The organism is Bilophila wadsworthia ATCC 49260 (genome assembly GCF_000701705.1).
In the GTDB taxonomy this organism is placed as follows: domain Bacteria; phylum Desulfobacterota; class Desulfovibrionia; order Desulfovibrionales; family Desulfovibrionaceae; genus Bilophila; species Bilophila wadsworthia.
Genome location: NZ_JNJP01000008.1, coordinates 14,247 through 30,129 on the forward strand (window position 1 = coordinate 14,247; position 15,883 = coordinate 30,129).

A 15,883-nucleotide genomic window follows, 5' to 3' on the forward strand; every position below is an offset into this window, starting at 1 on the left:
AGCTATTGGGCGTCAAAATCGGCCCCGCCCGTGCGCACGGTTTCGGAAGGCTCCATCGCTTCCTTGAGGTCTTTGGACACCTTGAGCTTGATCGTCTTGCGCGGGGGAATGGGCACCGGCTGCCCCGTGTGGGGATTGCGCCCCAGACGGGCCGCGGTTTCCGTCACGGCCAGCGTCCCGATGCCCGGCAGGATCACCGACGTATCTTCAAGCAATTGCCGCCGGACGTACCGCATAACCACGAGCATAACCCGTTCGGCTTCCACAGGGCTCACTTCCAGAGCCTTCGCTATGTGTTGGACAAGATCTTTTTTGGTCGATTTGGAAGCCATTCGCAGCAGCACCTTCTGTCTTGAATCGTTGGGGAGAGAAAGAGTTTTTCTTTCTCTCTTTCTATAGGCGAAAGGAATGTCCGATCAGATTATCCGATCAAAATGGACGATCAAGTTGTCCCTTCACGAGAGTCTACACTGTTTTTACAGCCTTTTTTTCCTGTCAGAGTGTCCGGGACATCGCCAAGAAGACTGTCCGGCGTGTGCGGCCATTCTGTCCTGACTCACAGGCCGCTCACAACATCCTCGGACGGATTGGGTGTCCAACATGTCCGGACATCCTGCCCTGACACGCTGTCCGGGCCTTCCGGACGGGCTGCCTGTCCATGCGCAACCGCACGCATCCCGGACGGACAGATTATCCGCCCAAAATGTCCACACAGAATGGACATACAGAATAGCCCTACTGCCCCGCTCCGACGGCGTCCTGGAGCATATAGCTGATCTGCATCCGGCAGGCCTTCTGCACCAGCGGGTTTTCCAACCCCCCGCGCGAACGCAGGACGGCGGGAACCTTCTCCAGGATCTGTGAGGCAAACGGGCCGTCGGGTTCATCAAGCATCTGACGGAACATCGCTTCGACCTCTTTTTCAAGGGCAAGGGCGGCCTCTTCTTCGAGCAGCCTCCGCTCGGCCTCCAAGGCCTCGCGTTCCCGGCGCACGGCCTCTTCGCGTTCCCGGCGGCGTAATTCCGCCGGAGAAACATACCCCGTGGGGATACGGTAGGTCCCGTCTTTGGACAGGCAGCGAAAGACCCAATCCACCGGACGCGAAACGGGCTGGCCCTTGCTGTCCACCATCTGGCCGTGTTCCAGCTCGTACTCCGCATACCGGAGGGCGTCCGTGAGGGAACCGGGGTCAATGTTCTGCACGGCGAGGAGCTCTTTGATCCGGCGCAGATGCTTGGCGGTGAAACCGACCTCCATCAGCCTCGGGCACAGCTCGGGCAGCGCCCTCTCCAGCTCATCCGCCGGAGAAGCCGACACGGAAGGGGAAGCGGCACGCGGCGCGCCGAGTGCCTCCTTTTCATCCATAAGAAGCCTGATACGCATCCCCCGCCGATGGACCGTTTTCTCGCACACGCCCGTTTCCGCCCATGTAGCGATAATCCGACGGCAGGTCCGCGCATCGATACCGATGGTCTCCTCAATGATGGGGAGGGTCAGGTCGATGGTTTCTTTCTTGCCGATCCCGTAAAGCCACTTGAAGAGCTTCGTCGGATTGGCCCCATGCACTGGAGCCAGAGGCCTGAGGAGGCTGATCTGCCCTTCTCCGACCCTCTTGGGTTTGCACCGGGCCCCTGTCTGCACGTCAACTTTGGCTGTCCGGCGTGAGCGGCCATTCAGAGCGTCTGATGTGGGCGAACGCAATGTCATCGCAGCGGCCTGGACAGGTACGGCTTGTTCCTGATCATGCTTACGAGAGGCAGACGTCCCCTGCTCCGTGGAAGCCCCCGCCTCTTGTCTGTTCTCCACCGGTACCTCTGGATTCCGCTCAGGCAGCTCTTCATGGTGAGAGGATCTTTTGTCAGGATATTCTGAGTGTCCATTCTGAACATCCACTTGATAAGGACGTTTCCGTCCATCGGGACGGGAAACAGCCGGAGATGCCTTTGAATGTCCATGTAGAGTGTCCACTATCGGCGTCCACGTAGAGGGCGCGCTCAGAGACTCAAGGCTTGAAGTTTCAGAATATTTTCCCGTTGTTTCTCGTTGCGAAGGGGAGTGCTGAGACGCCTGAGCGTCCACTTTGACAGTGGTATCAGGCTGTCCATTTTGCATGTCCTCAACTTCTGTCTTCACAGAGACGCCAGCTCGTGCCTCCGTGGCGAGTCCACTTGCAAGTCCGTTCTGATCGTCCACTTTGTCAGGACACTCAGGAGAATCAATTTGCGCGTCCACAGAGGAGGAGGAGGAGGAGGAGGAGGAGGAGGAGGAGGACATTTCAGACTGTCCATTCTGCACGTCCACACCATCCGCCTTATGCGAGATTTTCGCGGCGTCAGCCTGCATCTCCTCAAGGACTCTGGCCGCCGCGATGTGATCTGGGCGCTCTGCCAGCTTGGCCGCGACGGATTCCATCAGTTCGTTGAGGCCGCGTCTGCGGGGATGCGTCTGTCCGGGGGTCATCAGAGGCTCCTGTTTACATGCCGAGGGCGGCGAGGATTTCACGGGCGACGGAGCGGAATTTCGCCGCCACCTTACTGCGGGGTGAAGATTGGAACACCGTTTCGGAAAGCATCTCGGAGGATCGGAGCATGGTCGCCTCACTGATGTACTCGGTGAGGACCTGTCCGGGATAGCGGTTGTTCAGGATGGTCAGCGAGTGCTTGTCCGCAAGCCGCCGCAAGTCAGCCATATTGTACAGGAACTTAAGCAGGACAAGCCCTTCGTTCAGCTTCGTGCGGCGGATCTGGTTGATAGCATTGATGGTTTTCGTGATACCGTCGAGCGAGAAACGCGACCCCGCACGGATGGGCACAATGATAAAGTCGGAGGCGATCATCGCCATATACACGAAAGCCCCCATTGAAGGCGGGCAGTCGATGAGGGTGATGTCAAACTCTTTGGTCGCATACTCTCTCAGCCGTTCACGGAGGGCGACGATGTATGACTCGTTCTTATAGAATTCGGCTTCGATGAAGGCCATCTCCTCAACGTTCGGGAGGATGCTGCAACCGATCTCTGTGGGATAGATGCAAGATTCAGGTTTGATTTCGGGGGCTTCTTCGTCATAAACCGAGGCAAGCAGCTCGTAAAGCGAAGCACAGCCGGGAGCGAGGTTGAAAAAGGAAGTGGAGTTGCACTGGCTGTCCACATCGACGATCAACACCTTTTTCCCTTGCATGGCCAGGGCATGTGCGAGATTGACGGTGATCGTCGTCTTCCCCACACCACCCTTGTTGTTGACGACCGAAATGATCTTGCCCATCGGAATCTCCTTTTAGTGAACGACTTGGTTTTCAGATAGAATAAAAAACGTTGAAGCACAACATTTTTAGTCTATTTTTTTTCTATATTTCTTTCGATGAATGTTCGCCCTTACGCAGCGGATGGGCTCGCGCATCAAGAGCGGTTCCCTTGATGGATTTTTTGTTTGAGATAAAATCATTTTATTTCAGCATATTACAAATCCATACCTGTTATTTTTCAGACAAGCGGACATACAAAAAAAGAATGCTTGAAGGACGGATGGTTACCCGAAAAAATTCGTATATCAAATATGTTTTTGCGAGTATCCACCCACTCAGGGATACGCCACACGGAAATCATCGGCTGTTATCATATTCCTTTTCCATTGCCTTCAGGGGGGCCATCCTCCCAGCCCTTAGACCGCCCACTCAAAAATCTTTCAGCCCCGGAGCCCGTTGGAGGATAGCGCTTACTCCACGAGCCATGCCTTTATTCACCATAGGGCGAAACACGATTTCAAAAAGATTGAACGATGTCAGCATGGGCCCATCCCTGGACAAAACGAACGTTTCAACGGCGCAGGAAAACAAACTCTACGGCGGAACATCTACCCTCCCCTATTGCACCAGTACCATTGCTGATGCCGACATCCTCCAATGCGTATTCATTTTAGCCCAAAGTTCGTGAGGCCATGACTGACCTGATTATTCCCCACATGTAACCACGTACCCGAGCTTATGGTATTCTTCTCTACGTAGCGTTGTTGCATCCCCTCCTTTCTGCGAGGACTTTCTGAGAGGCCATTTTGAGAGTACATGTTGATCCATTTTTTTGAGTGTCCATTTTGCATGTCCATATTCTTATATTCCAAAAAACACGCAGAGATATTCTGATAGCATCTTTATAAAATGAATGTTTTTTCTCATTCTTTAAACATGAAAAAACTGAATTTTTACAGCAAAATATCCACTCAAAACGGACTATCATAATGGACGCTCAAATGGACACGCTCATATCATATTGTATTCTTCCAACATACAGGGAGGAACTGCAAATCTTTTGAGTATCCGCCCGTCGCCCTGAAAGCATCCAATATGGACTCCCTTAGTGGACACCCACATTATCCATAAGCCGCCCCATCATCAGGAACGTCCCCCCGCCTCTCCGGTTGGCCACCGTCCTTACAACAATCGGCTATCCTCCACCGGTCACCAAAAGAAGAGGCCTGAGGGACCGTTTTCCCCATATGCTCCTTTCCCCAACCATCGTTCCTCCCTCAGAAACGGAAGGTATCACTGCAGGTCCAGAGCTGTTGCTCCCCACCGGAGCATTCCCAATCGCTCTGGCGGAGACAGGCAACCATATACGGTTTGCATGGACATTATGAGTGTCCATTTTGGGTGGAACATATGAGAGTCCTTTTCGAGCGTCTAGTATGGCAGGATATTTTGACCGGAAAAACGGCTATGCATATTTTGATCGGCCATTGTGCTCAAACAAACTGTTCGGACAAAACGTATGTCCTTTTTGTGAGGATATTCAGATCGGACACACTGAAAGGACATGCAGATCGCCGGGAAGTAGGGACATTTTGGAAGTCCAATGAGCGGGGATAGCATGTCAGGACACGCTGTCCTTGCAGTCTGGACGCCCAGCGTGTCCCGGGACAGTATGCCTGTCCAACATGCAAGGACAGAATGGCCGCTCTTCGCGGACAATCATATTTATGACGAAAAGAAATGTCCCTATTCAAAAATAGATAATAAAAACAATATATACATACAAGAGAGGACGAAATGGACGGATATTCTGCGCGTCCATATTGGACGGCCTTTTTTCCGTTTTACCCCACATGATAGAAAGAAAGAAAAAGTCAGATCTTTCTGTTCTTGATTTCAAAGCAGGAAAAAACGCTTCAAGCTGTTCCCTATTTCAAGTAAACACATCCCCAAAAGGGTTTCCCAAAGCACGTTGTTTCTATGCGACGCTGTGTGAAGGAAACATTCCTTCAAGCCCTTCCCGATCTTTTACGGGGTCCTCACTATCAATAGGGGGGACGCGCTATCGAGCCTTCTTCCTGCCTATGGCTCATACGGATTGCGGTAGGGTAGGGCGTTCAATAAAAAATCGGGGGCCCGAATTTAAGCGAAACTATGGCCTGTCTCCACGATGTCATGGACGTGCGTTACCCGCCTGAAAGCCCAAAAGAAGAACCCCGGAATTTAAAGTTTCCGGGGCATCGTTTTACCGGGAGGGGGTAGGCGTCAGTTCCCCGTTTCGAAACGTTTGGGGCAGGTGCGGCAGGGGATATCCGGAAGCGGGCTTTGCAGCGCATCGCGGAACATGCGGAAAGGGCCGCTTTGCCAGATGCCGAGGGGGTCTTCCTCTACGGCGGACCCGAACACGCGGCGGTTCACGGCCTCGGGCGAAGAGGCGGGCGCATCCACCGGAAGGTTCAGGTAGATGCAGGGGGACATGCGCCCTTCCGCGTCCACGTAGAGCGTCCGGGCTGCGTTTTCCCGGCAGGGGAACAGGCCGCAGCCGTCATCGGGCCGAGGGGAGGGCAGGCTGTAGTAGAGGCCGCGCCCGCGTTTGGCGGTTTCTTCGGCGACGCGTTCGAGTATGTCCCGGGCGGCGTCCAGTTTCCCGGCCTCGTGCGGGGAAAAGGCTTCCGCCTCCAGCCCCGGCGCCGCGATGTAGTCCAGCGTGCTGATCACCGCCGCGTGTACGTCCAGTTCGTCCATAAGATCGGGCAGGCCTTCCACGGCTTCCATCTGCGAGGCGAGCATGAGGTAGGCGAAATGCAGCTCAAGATGCACGCCCATTTTGGCTTTGCGGACGCGCTGGAGCGTGCGCACGGCCTCACGGACGCGGCTGAACGGCACGCCCGCGCGCGGGGCATTGCTGGCCTCGTCGGTGCCCACGAGGGAAAAGGCCACAATGTCGATGCCGCTCTCCACGATTTGCCCGGCAAGCGTTTCGTCCATGCGCAGCCCGCAGGTGGTTGTGGAGACCCGGCAGCCCGCCTTGCGCGCCAGCGCCGCGAAATCCATGAACCGCGGGTGCAGGAACGGTTCGCCCCAGCCTTGCAGGTGCACGCGCCCGCTCTCCTGCATGAGCGGCCACAGGCGGGCGAAAGTCGCGGCTTCCATGTGCCGCGAGCGCCAGTATCCGGCCTGCGTGGTATGCGGGCAATAGACGCAGCGCCCCGGGCAAACGGAGGTGACTTCCACCTGTATGCAGTCGAGCAGGCGGGGTTTGCCGAACAGGCTTTCCCGGAACAGCTGCCAAACCGAAGGTTCCTGAAAACGGGGGTTGCGCAGCGGATCGGCCGCGCCGCCGTCTTTTGCCATGGGGTTCTCCTACATGCCGAACAGTTTTTTCAGGGACCCGAGCAGGCCGGCTTCCTGGGGCCGTTGCACCGCCCATGACGTTTCCACGTGGGGCCGGAGGATCGTCGCGTTCCACTTGCGTTTGAAGAACACGATGCCCGGATTGATGCCGAGGCCAAGGTTCAGGAGCGTATGCCCGCGCCGGATGCCTTCTGCGGCGAGGGCGTCCAAAAGGGCGTCCGTCGTGCCGGGCGGGCTTTCCGGGGAGCGGAAGGCGAACAGGTAAAAAACGGTTCCGAGCGCCGTGTAATCGCCCACGGCGAAGCCCTGCAACGCGCCTTCACAGTCCCGCGCCGCGAACAGCAGGGCGTCGGGCACGGCCTCCACATACGGGCCGATGTGCCGGAAAAGATGCCGCGTCCCCGGCGCGAAGGGCCGCGAACGGATATACTGTTCCACCAGTTCGGCATGATCCGGTTTCCAGCCCTCCCGCGCAATGAGAATGTCCCGGCGGGCGCGCCGGAGCTGGTTGCGGAGCTTTTGGCCATAGGCCATGTCCGCCGCATCCGTGGGGAGGGGGATGCCCCAATAGGCGTCGGGTTTGGTGGAAACGGCCCATTCCGGGGCGGCATCGGGCCGGAAGGGTGCGAGGACGGTCAGGGACTCGATGCCGCGCAGGGAGGAGGCTTCACCCACCGCCGCGTCGAGGCGGACCGCTTCCGGGCGGCTGCGCTCCTGTTCCGCCCCGCCTTGCTTCAACCCGGCGTCATGCCCGACAAGCACCAGCGCCGGGCCGCTGCGCCACGCGAGGAAGCCCCCGCATTCCAGCGGCTCGAGATCGGAAACGGCGCGCACGTATGGGACAAGCTGCTCGGGCACGGCTGCCTCGGCGGCAAACGACGCCCAACGTGATGGTGGCATGGCATTCTCCGGGAACCCGCGCGCCGCGCGCTCAGGGAAAAGGTTGATGGGGAAACAGGCAGGGCCCGCCGGCGTTATTGCACTCCGCCGGGACGAAAAACTTTTTATGACTATCCCCCCTGCGGAGGGAACCGATTTCATTCACGACCCCGATCTTCTTCAAAGACTGTGGCCTGCGGGAGCCCTTTTTCAGCCCCTTTACCCATTCCGAGGGCTCGATTTCACCAAATGGCGGAAAATGGCGTTCCCCCATTTCGAGGGGGTCCGGGGGGAATTTCTCCGGCGGGGCCCGTGGCCGAACCCCGGATTTCCCCGGCTAACCGCCATTCCTGCCCCTGATCGCGGCGCGGAGCCTGTGCCGCCACGTGGGGTACGCCTGCCGGACCGTGAAGCCGTCTTCGGCGAGCATATCCCGCAGTTGCAGCATGTGGGCCGACCCCACGAAAACCGCCGCGCGGCCTTCTTCGAGGAACGGGCGCATACGCTCGCGGAAACGCTGGTTCCTGCCGTCGATGATCTGTTCCGTGCGCGAGGGGAATTCGGTGCTCGTGCCGAGCATCCCCTCAAGATCCCCGTCGAGGTACGAATGGATGTTGCGCCGGGCGTAGCCCTTCCATGAGCGGCAGCCTCTGAAGAAGGCGGTCACCCGTCCGAGGGGAACGGACTCCAGGGACGCCACCTGTTCTTCAAGGCTTTCCATGCCGATGACGGATTTGCCCATTTCGAGCGCGGTGTGCCACGCGCAGAGATCCACGGACTGGTTCCAGCCCTGCCGTTCGAGATACGCCGTCCACAGCGAGAAGAATGCATACCAGTGCCGGGTGGTTGCGAGCAGCCCCCGCACGTCGGCGGGGTTGGGGTTCGCCGCGTTGAAGAAGCGGGCGAGCTTTCCGGTGGGGCCCTGCACGACCCGTTCGAGCAGCCTGATTTCCGGCTCCTCAAGCAGATCGATCAGGGGCGGGTGCCTGCCGTCGGGCGTCTTGCCGATGCGGGCCACCTCGTCCAGCGAGTCCGCGTCGAGCGGGCCCTCGAACAGTACGGTGTCCACCCGCTCGAACAGATTGCGGAAAGCCGCCTCGAACGAATAGCAGAAAAAGTGCGCCGTGCCGCCTATCCATGAGGTCCTGCCGTTTTTCGTCAGTTCCCAGAGCATGGCGAAGGGCCGCTGCTGGGGCAGCGAGTCGAAAATCTGGCGCTTGGAGAGATCCGACGGCGATTCGAGGAGGATGCGGACGAGGCTGCTTATGGTTTCGCTGCCCGTCTCGCAGGGCGTTTCCCGCCAGCTCGCCATGACGTAGGGCAGGGCGGGGCGGCCTCCCCACTTGGTCTTGAAGCGCCGGATGCCGTCGTTCACGCCGAGGCCGAGGTGGACGTATTCCTTGTCCGCTTCCCTAGCGGAGCGGAGCATGTGCGCGAAAAGCAGGTCCGCCGCGTGGGGCGTGTAGTGCGTGCGGGAGTGCGCGCCGATGAGGTAGCTGCAAAAGCGGCGGGGCGCGTCGTCGAGGAGGAGGCTCGCCGCGAGGTTGCCCTCGGCGTCCACGGCGTCGAGCAGGCGCAGCCCCGGCGTATCCAGCACGGCCCCGGTGCGGGCGAACAGCCCGCGCACGTTGGGCGGCAGGACGGCCCGGTTCATGAACTCGGCCCACAGGCGGCGGTGCGCCGGGGTGAAGTCGCGGCCCTCGCGCACGGTCAGCTTTTCAGCGGCGATTTCCACCGGGCGGCGCAGGCGGGCGGGCACGGGCGCGTCGCACGGCAGGATGTAGAACGTGTCCCTGTCCGTGACGTGCCCCGCGAGGCGGGCGGGCAGGTCCGGGCCGATGGCCCAGCAGTCCACGCCTTCGAGCCGCTTGGGGACACGCCGCAGGGCCGCCGCGAGCGCCCGCTCAAAGGAGTCGTGGGCATACTCGCCGGACAGCGGGTACCCGATGGCCATGAGCCAATCGTCAGCCGTCAGAAAGAGGTACTCCCCCTCCAGAAAGGCCGTCCCTTGCGACATGGCCTGCATGAACGGCGCGGAATGCTCGGGCACGCGGGCCTGTTCAAGGACTGAGGCAAGATCGGGCATGGCGTCCTCCCGGTTTTGCGGAAACGGTCCCTTACCGGATACCAGATTTCCTGCGGACCTGTCGAGGGCCGGAAGGCGCTTCGGCGTATGGGATGCGGGGCGATCCGCCGGGCGGGGAGGGCCGCGTTGGTCACCGGGCCGGGGTATGGAGCGGGGGGGCACCGATCCCTTTCAGGAATGCCGCAGTGCGTGTGGGGCGAAGTTGAGGAAGAGATACCAGTAATGCCGTGAGGAATGCAGCGGCGCGTGGTGCGGGGGCTTTGCTGATAATCGCCCCGGGAGTGCAGCAGATGCCCCATGCAGGCGGGGCGAAGACTAAAACCGGACAGGCTCATATCGAGGTTTTTTCATGCCGCCGCGTGGACGGGCGAAGCTCACGGCAATGCCCCATGCCGTGATGAGAGTGCGGCACGGGTGGGGATGGAACAGAAAAAGTAATGTATCCTTGCGGGTAAAAGCGGTACGTGGGCGTGAAGGGCTATGCGGGGGATACGTGCCGGGGCGGGCGCGCTCAGGAAAATCATGTTCCCGCAGCCTTGACAAGGGAGTCCTAAATGGTAATGAATTTCGTATTCAATTAATGAAGCGCGGCGGCATGCCGTGCGGACACACCAACGAAAACCAAAGGAGATAGTTATGTCCCTGATCAATAAGGAAGTAAGCGAATTCAGCGTTCAGGCTTTTCAGGACAACGCCTTCAAGACCGTGACCAAGGCCGATATCCTCGGGAAGTGGTCCGTGTTTTTCTTCTATCCGGCGGACTTTACGTTCGTGTGCCCCACGGAGCTTGAGGATCTCGCTGAAAAATATGAAGATTTCAAATCCATCGGATGCGAGATCTATTCGGTTTCGTGCGACAGCCATTTCGTCCACAAGGCGTGGCACGATGCCTCGAAGACCATACAGAAAATCAAGTACCCCATGCTCGCCGATCCCACCGGCGAGCTGGCCCGGGATTTCGACGTGATGATCGAATCGGAAGGCATGGCCGAGCGGGGCAGTTTCATCGTCAACCCCGAAGGGCGGATCGTGGCTTATGAAGTCATCGCCGGGAACGTGGGCCGCAACGCGGACGAACTGTTCCGCCGGGTGCAGGCTTCCCAGTTCGTGGCCTCGCACGACGATCAGGTGTGCCCTGCCAAGTGGCGTCCCGGCGCGGAAACCCTGAAGCCCAGCCTCGACCTCGTGGGCCTGCTGTAATGGACGCCGGTCGGGCCGCCGACCTGTACGACGCGGTGGTGGTGGGGGGCGGCCCGGCCGGGCTGGCCGCCGCCCTCTACCTTGCCCGCGCCCGGTACAGGGTGCTTGTCGTGGAAAAGGACACCTTCGGTGGGCAGATAACGATCACCGCCGAAGTGGTGAATTATCCCGGCGTGGAAAAGACCGAAGGCCATTCGCTCACCGAAACCATGCGCCGTCAGGCCCTGCATTTCGGCGCGGAGTTCCTGCTGGCCGAAGCGCAAGGGATCGACGTGGACGGGGATTTCCGCATCGTGCGTACGAGCCGGGGGGCTTTCCGGTGCTTCGCCGTACTGCTCGCCACCGGGGCCCATCCCCGCAAGGTGGGTTTTGAGGGCGAGGAAACGTTCCGGGGCCGGGGCGTGGCCTACTGCGCCACGTGCGACGGCGGGTTCTTCACGGACAGGGATGTCTTTGTGGTGGGCGGCGGATTCGCCGCCGCCGAGGAAGCCATGTTCCTCACCCGGTACGCCCGTTCCGTGACCATGCTCGTGCGCCGGAGCACGCTGTCCTGCGCCGAAAGCATCGCCGAGCAGGTGCTCGCCCACGAATCCGTCCGGGTGCGCTTCAATACAGTTCTGGAAGCGGTGGAAGGCGACACGGCCCTGCGCCGCGCCGTGTTCCGCGACACCGTGACCGGGCGGCTGGAGACGTATGCGCCGCCCGAGGGCGAGACCTTCGGGGTATTCGTCTTCGCGGGGTACGAGCCCGCGTCGCGGCTGGCCGAAGGCCTTGCGGAGCTGACCGGGCAGGGGAACATCGTTACCGATAGGGAACAACGGACGAGGACGGAAGGCGTCTACGCCGCCGGGGACGTGTGCGACAAGCGGCTGCGTCAGGTGGTCACCGCCGTTTCCGACGGGGCCGTTGCCGCTACCTCCATCGAGCGCTATGCGGCGGACATGCAGCGCAAGACGGGTTTGCGCCCGCAGCGCCCGGCAACCGCCCCGGCGTCTTCCGGAGCCTCGAAAGCCTCAGCCCCTTCCGGAAATGCCCGCGAGACAGAAGGCGGGTTCCTCACGGCGGAGCAGCGGGAACAGCTTGCGGGAGTCTTCGCCCGCATGGAACGCCCGCTCATCCTGAAGGCGGAACCGGACAGCCGCCCGGTTTCGGAAGATCTGCGCCGGATGCTCATGGAGCTTGCGGCTTTGACGGATAAGCTGACCGTGGAGTGGACGCCGCCGTCTGACGGGCCGGAACGCCCCTGCGTGCGGGTTTTGCGGGCGGACGGGACCGATACCGGCATTGCCTTCCACGGCGTCCCCGGCGGGCATGAGTTCAATTCGTTCGTCGTGGGCCTGTACAACGCGGCGGGCCCCGGGCAGAGCATCGATCCCGCCCTTGCCGAGGCCATCGCCGCCATCGACAGGCCGCTGGATCTGCAAATCGTGGTTGCCCTGTCCTGCACCATGTGCCCGGAACTGGTCATAGCCGCGCAGAAGATCGCCGCCTCCAATCCGCTGGTGACCGCCAAGGTCTACGACGTGAACCACTTCCCGGAACTGCGGGAACGGTACAAGATCATGAGCGTGCCTTGCCTCATCATCAACAAGGCGAAAGTGGCGTTCGGCAAGAAGACGCTCGGCCAGTTGTTGGAATTGCTGGCAGAACCGGAGGCCGGGCAGACTGGTTGATTTTCATGGACGGGCCTTGAAAGGGGAGGGGTAACGCTGGGGAAGGGGGCTTTTTCTGAAGAAGGTTTCCCTTTCCCAAAAACAGTCAGTGCGGCCTTCCTTCCTTCCTTCCTTCCTTCTCTTTCCAAGGCTGCGCGTATTGCGAAGCCCTGTGCTTTCACGGCACGGGGATCGCCTTTGGAATGGATACCTTTCAGAGGGCAAAAGCCGAGGGATTTCCTTAAAGCGTTTGTGCGGAGATTTTCCGGCAAGCCTTGGCCGCAGCGAATCGCTGCGGCCTTTTTGTGCATTGGAGAAGTGCGCTGGTGGGAGCGCGCATTATCCGCAGAAATATAGTAGCGCATAATCTTTTTATTATGTCAATTTTATTCTTCCGTTTTTGCAATAAGATAGGTACTGTAAAGTATCTGTGGACATTCACAGTTTCCTGTCTTTATGGACGCATAAAATGGACACTCAAAATATCCGTTCTCACCTGCTTAAAGACAGGCTTTCAAAATGGACGCTCATATTGTCCTTCTTGATCGGACGCTCATGTTATACTTATATAATGGACATACAAAATGGACGCTCAATAAGGGAGGGGTACGGTATGATTCCCTGTACAGCCGGGCCTGCCATTTCCTTCAAACGCCGGAGGAAGCGGATCGGGCTCCCTCCGGTATCTGGGATATCTCCCGTTCCCTTTCATGCCTGGAGGATGCGGCACCGTAAAAAAAGACGCCGCATCCCCAAGGAAATGCGGCGTCCGGAGGCGTTTCGCGGCACCCTCGGATCAGAGGATGGCGCTGAACTTCGTCAGAAAGTCCCGGGTGAAGAAACCGTTCTGGATGCGCTCCCCGAATGAACCCTTTGCGCCGACCTTATGCCGGGCATACGTTTCCTTGATGCCCGGGGCGGCCCAGTCCTCCACGACGCGGTGCTCCCTTTCGAGCCGGGCGGCGTGGCGCTGAGCGTCCTTGAGCCGGGATACCGCGGCATCCACGGCTTCGTTGTCCATGCAGGGGGCGAGCATGGCCCGGTAGTCGTCTTCCCGGATGGCTGTGAGCTTGTCGAAGGTATCGCGGTCGATGAACACGGGCCGGAACAGCTGGTTGAAACCGAACTGCTGCCGCGTCTCGCTCAGCAGCCTGTCGGGGAGCTTCGAAAGGTCGATGCGCCCGTCCGGCGGTATCGTGTACCCCTCTCTGCGCAGTTTGCTCAGGAAATCCTGCTGGCGCGGGGTGGGGCGGCTCAGGTCAACGACGGTCATGCCCGCCTTGCGGGTCCCGAAGCTGGCGTCGTTGTCGATGCCCGTGATCTTTACGGCTCCGGTTTGCGGATTGATGTCGATGAGGTAGTTGTCGCCGTGGCGGTCCACCTGCCCGGAAAGGACATCGGCCCATTCCATTTTGGACAGTTCGCGCATCAGGTTGGCGCGCATGGCGTCGAGTTTCCCGTTGGAGCGCAGGAAGCGGCAGGTTTCGGGGAAATTGAGTTCCTTGCCGTCAGGCATCCGGCAGACGGGCTTGCCTCTGGCGATATCGAAGAAGGTCTTGCCGGGGGCGGCCTCCATGAACAGGCCGAGCTGCCCGTCATGGCTGCCGATGCTTGAGCGGGCGATGGTTCCGCCGCAGCCGATGGCGTCCGCCACGCGGGAGGCCGCCACGTTGAGCTGCATGACGCGCGCCCCGTTGCGGTAGCCGAGGCCGGACGCGCACAGATGGTCGAGGCCGCGCCGCGCGCCCACCTCGGGCTTGAACACAAGCTTCATGTCTTCGCCGTCTCTGCCCCGGTACGTGCACAGATGCACGGTATTGGCCGCGCCCTGCCCGAGCTTGCGGGTGTCGGTCAGGATGGCGTCGCCCGCCCGGAGTTCAAGCTGGTCGGCCATGATGCCGCGCAGGGAGGCTTCGAGGATGGTATTCATGTCCACATGGTGATCCAGCGCGGCCTGGATGTATTCGCCCCGCGCCTGCGGGTTGGCCCCGGTCGAGCGCAGCATCCCGGCGGCCTCCTGAAACTCGGAAACGAGGATCCCATCGCGCGTGAGCAGGGGCGTGTTTTCGATCTGGGCCGCGAGCCTTTTCATCTCGGACGGCACGAGCACGAAGCCGTTTTGCCCCACGCTCCGGCGCAACAGGTCCGCCATGCCGCGCGGGATGCGTTCGCCGCAGAAATGCTGATAGTAGCCGCCGATTTCCTTTGCGCCGATGGTAGGGTGCTCCGCGATTGCCATCATGGTCAGGAGCGTGCCGCAGGCCCGGCGAGTCTCCGGGGCCCGCAGGATGCGCACGGCGTCTTCCATTTCGTGGGCCAGCCGCTCGGGCGAGAGCGCCCCGGCATCGAGGCGGGTCATGATCTCGCTGACCTTGGCGTTGTAGCGGGCGAGCCCCGTGGCGAGCGGCGTGCCGAGGCCGCCGGGCAGGGCCGAGGCCGAGGGAAACAGGGACTGGTCCACGGGCGGCAGGATCGCGCGCACGGCGGATTTGACGCCCGCTCTGGGATCGGCGGAGGCAAGGGCGTCCAGCCGCTCGGCGGAACGGGCGAGCATGGCCTCGGCGGGGGCGAACAGGGTGCGGTCGGGGATGAGGACGGGGCCGCCCCCGGGATCGGCGTTGGGGTGTATCGCCCCGTCGATGCGGCCGCGCAGGGCTTCGAGATCGGCGCGCAACCGGGTGGCCGTATCCCGGAATTCGGCCAGCGGCATCTGCCCCTTGCGGCCTTCCAGCGCGTCGATGCTCCCGAAAAGCCGCGCCGCGTCGGCCCTGAATGCCCCGGCGACGTCACCGCTGCCGTGCATGAAGTGCGCCATGTCCTGCATGGCTTTCCCCGCCGTGGGAGCCTGCGGATCCGCGACACCGGGGGCTATCTGCTGCCGCCGTTCGGCGGGCATCGCCGCGAGTTGCATGGTGGCGGCGAAATTCAGCGCCTCGGAAGCCCGGAACTGGGTGGCCTGCGCCAGCGAATCGAGCAGGGCGGCGCTGACGCCGCTGGCCTTCTGGAATGCGCCGATCTGGGTGTAGAGCTCGTTCTGCGCGCCGACGAACGCTTCCAGCGCCGCGAAGGCGGCATCGGGAAGCGGATTGGCGTGGAAGTCCGCGATGGGGATGCGGCGCAGGTTCGCCGCCGCCACGTCGCAGGCGTTGGCGGCCTTCAGCATGGCGGAGTGGATGCGGAAGCCGCCGTGGAAGACTTTGGGTCGGGGGATTTCGGTTTTGATGGCGTCGTACAGATCCCCGCCGATGCCCCGCAGCCCGCCGGAACGGTCAAGGGCGGTGTCCAGCATCTGGCGCAGCCGCGCCTCGGCCTGGAGGAGATCCTCATTGGGCGGGTTTCCGGGGGCCGGCGCCCCGTTCTGGGCGTCGTGGGGAACTGCGGGGTTTTGCTGCCCGGCGCCTTCGACGTCCGCATGGGGATCGACGCTGATGGAAGTCCCGGACGTCGCGGAGAAAATCGTGGAGCTCATG

9 protein-coding genes are annotated in these 15,883 nt (G+C 60.8%); 2 read left to right on the forward strand and 7 right to left on the reverse strand.

The annotated features are described in order from the left end of the window. Positions 1-2: 2 nt before the first annotated feature. The 6 genes from T370_RS0105265 to T370_RS0105295 form a co-directional block, all read right to left on the reverse strand. On the reverse strand, positions 3-332 hold the full coding sequence (locus T370_RS0105265) for an HU family DNA-binding protein (protein ID WP_005030048.1): 330 nt from the start codon (positions 330-332) through the stop codon (positions 3-5). Positions 333-735: 403 nt separating this feature from the next. After that, complete coding sequence (locus T370_RS22665; protein ID WP_034505814.1) at positions 736-1,707, reverse strand: hypothetical protein; 972 nt, start codon at positions 1,705-1,707, stop codon at positions 736-738. Positions 1,708-2,473: 766 nt separating this feature from the next. Continuing rightward, entirely contained in the window at positions 2,474-3,262 is a 789-nt protein-coding gene (locus tag T370_RS0105280; protein ID WP_005030052.1) for a ParA family protein, read from the reverse strand. A 2,245-nt stretch (positions 3,263-5,507) separates the two neighbouring features. Next, positions 5,508-6,596, reverse strand: coding sequence for a radical SAM/SPASM domain-containing protein (locus tag T370_RS0105285; protein ID WP_029434996.1), 1,089 nt, complete (start codon positions 6,594-6,596; stop codon positions 5,508-5,510). A 9-nt stretch (positions 6,597-6,605) separates the two neighbouring features. Beyond that, positions 6,606-7,496 (reverse strand): GNAT family protein, encoded by an 891-nt coding sequence (locus T370_RS0105290; protein ID WP_029434997.1) that lies wholly within the window; start codon positions 7,494-7,496, stop codon positions 6,606-6,608. 316 nt (positions 7,497-7,812) lie between these two features. Continuing rightward, positions 7,813-9,561 carry a TraB/GumN family protein gene (locus tag T370_RS0105295; protein ID WP_029434998.1) on the reverse strand — a complete coding sequence of 583 codons (1,749 nt, stop codon included), beginning with the start codon at positions 9,559-9,561 and terminating at the stop codon, positions 7,813-7,815. A gap of 636 nt (positions 9,562-10,197) precedes the next feature. Between T370_RS0105295 and ahpC the strand changes: the two genes are divergently transcribed. Together ahpC and T370_RS0105305 are read left to right on the forward strand one after the other, a co-directional pair. Then, the gene (ahpC, locus tag T370_RS0105300) at positions 10,198-10,761 is read left to right on the forward strand and encodes an alkyl hydroperoxide reductase subunit C (protein WP_029434999.1); all 564 of its coding nucleotides are present in this window, start codon (positions 10,198-10,200) and stop codon (positions 10,759-10,761) included. Further along, a complete protein-coding gene (locus tag T370_RS0105305) occupies positions 10,761-12,434 on the forward strand; it encodes an FAD-dependent oxidoreductase (protein ID WP_005030062.1) in 1,674 nt (557 codons plus the stop codon). Before ahpC ends, T370_RS0105305 begins: the two co-directional genes overlap by 1 nt. 775 nt (positions 12,435-13,209) lie before the next feature. Here the strand turns inward: T370_RS0105305 and T370_RS0105310 are convergent. Beyond that, positions 13,210-15,882, reverse strand: a complete 2,673-nt coding sequence (locus T370_RS0105310) for a hypothetical protein (RefSeq protein WP_029435000.1) — start codon at positions 15,880-15,882, stop codon at positions 13,210-13,212. Between the last annotated feature and the right edge of the window lies 1 nt (position 15,883).

Coding starts and splice junctions, on each gene's coding strand:
- T370_RS0105280 (WP_005030052.1), bottom strand. CDS start 3,262: ATGGGCAAGATCATTTCGGTCGTCAACAACAAGGGTGGTGTGGGGAAG.
- ahpC (WP_029434999.1), top strand. CDS start 10,198: ATGTCCCTGATCAATAAGGAAGTAAGCGAATTCAGCGTTCAGGCTTTT.
- T370_RS0105305 (WP_005030062.1), top strand. CDS start 10,761: ATGGACGCCGGTCGGGCCGCCGACCTGTACGACGCGGTGGTGGTGGGG.
- T370_RS0105295 (WP_029434998.1), bottom strand. CDS start 9,561: ATGCCCGATCTTGCCTCAGTCCTTGAACAGGCCCGCGTGCCCGAGCAT.
- T370_RS0105265 (WP_005030048.1), bottom strand. CDS start 332: ATGGCTTCCAAATCGACCAAAAAAGATCTTGTCCAACACATAGCGAAG.
- T370_RS22665 (WP_034505814.1), bottom strand. CDS start 1,707: ATGACATTGCGTTCGCCCACATCAGACGCTCTGAATGGCCGCTCACGC.
- T370_RS0105285 (WP_029434996.1), bottom strand. CDS start 6,596: ATGGCAAAAGACGGCGGCGCGGCCGATCCGCTGCGCAACCCCCGTTTT.
- T370_RS0105290 (WP_029434997.1), bottom strand. CDS start 7,496: ATGCCACCATCACGTTGGGCGTCGTTTGCCGCCGAGGCAGCCGTGCCC.
- T370_RS0105310 (WP_029435000.1), bottom strand. CDS start 15,882: ATGAGCTCCACGATTTTCTCCGCGACGTCCGGGACTTCCATCAGCGTC.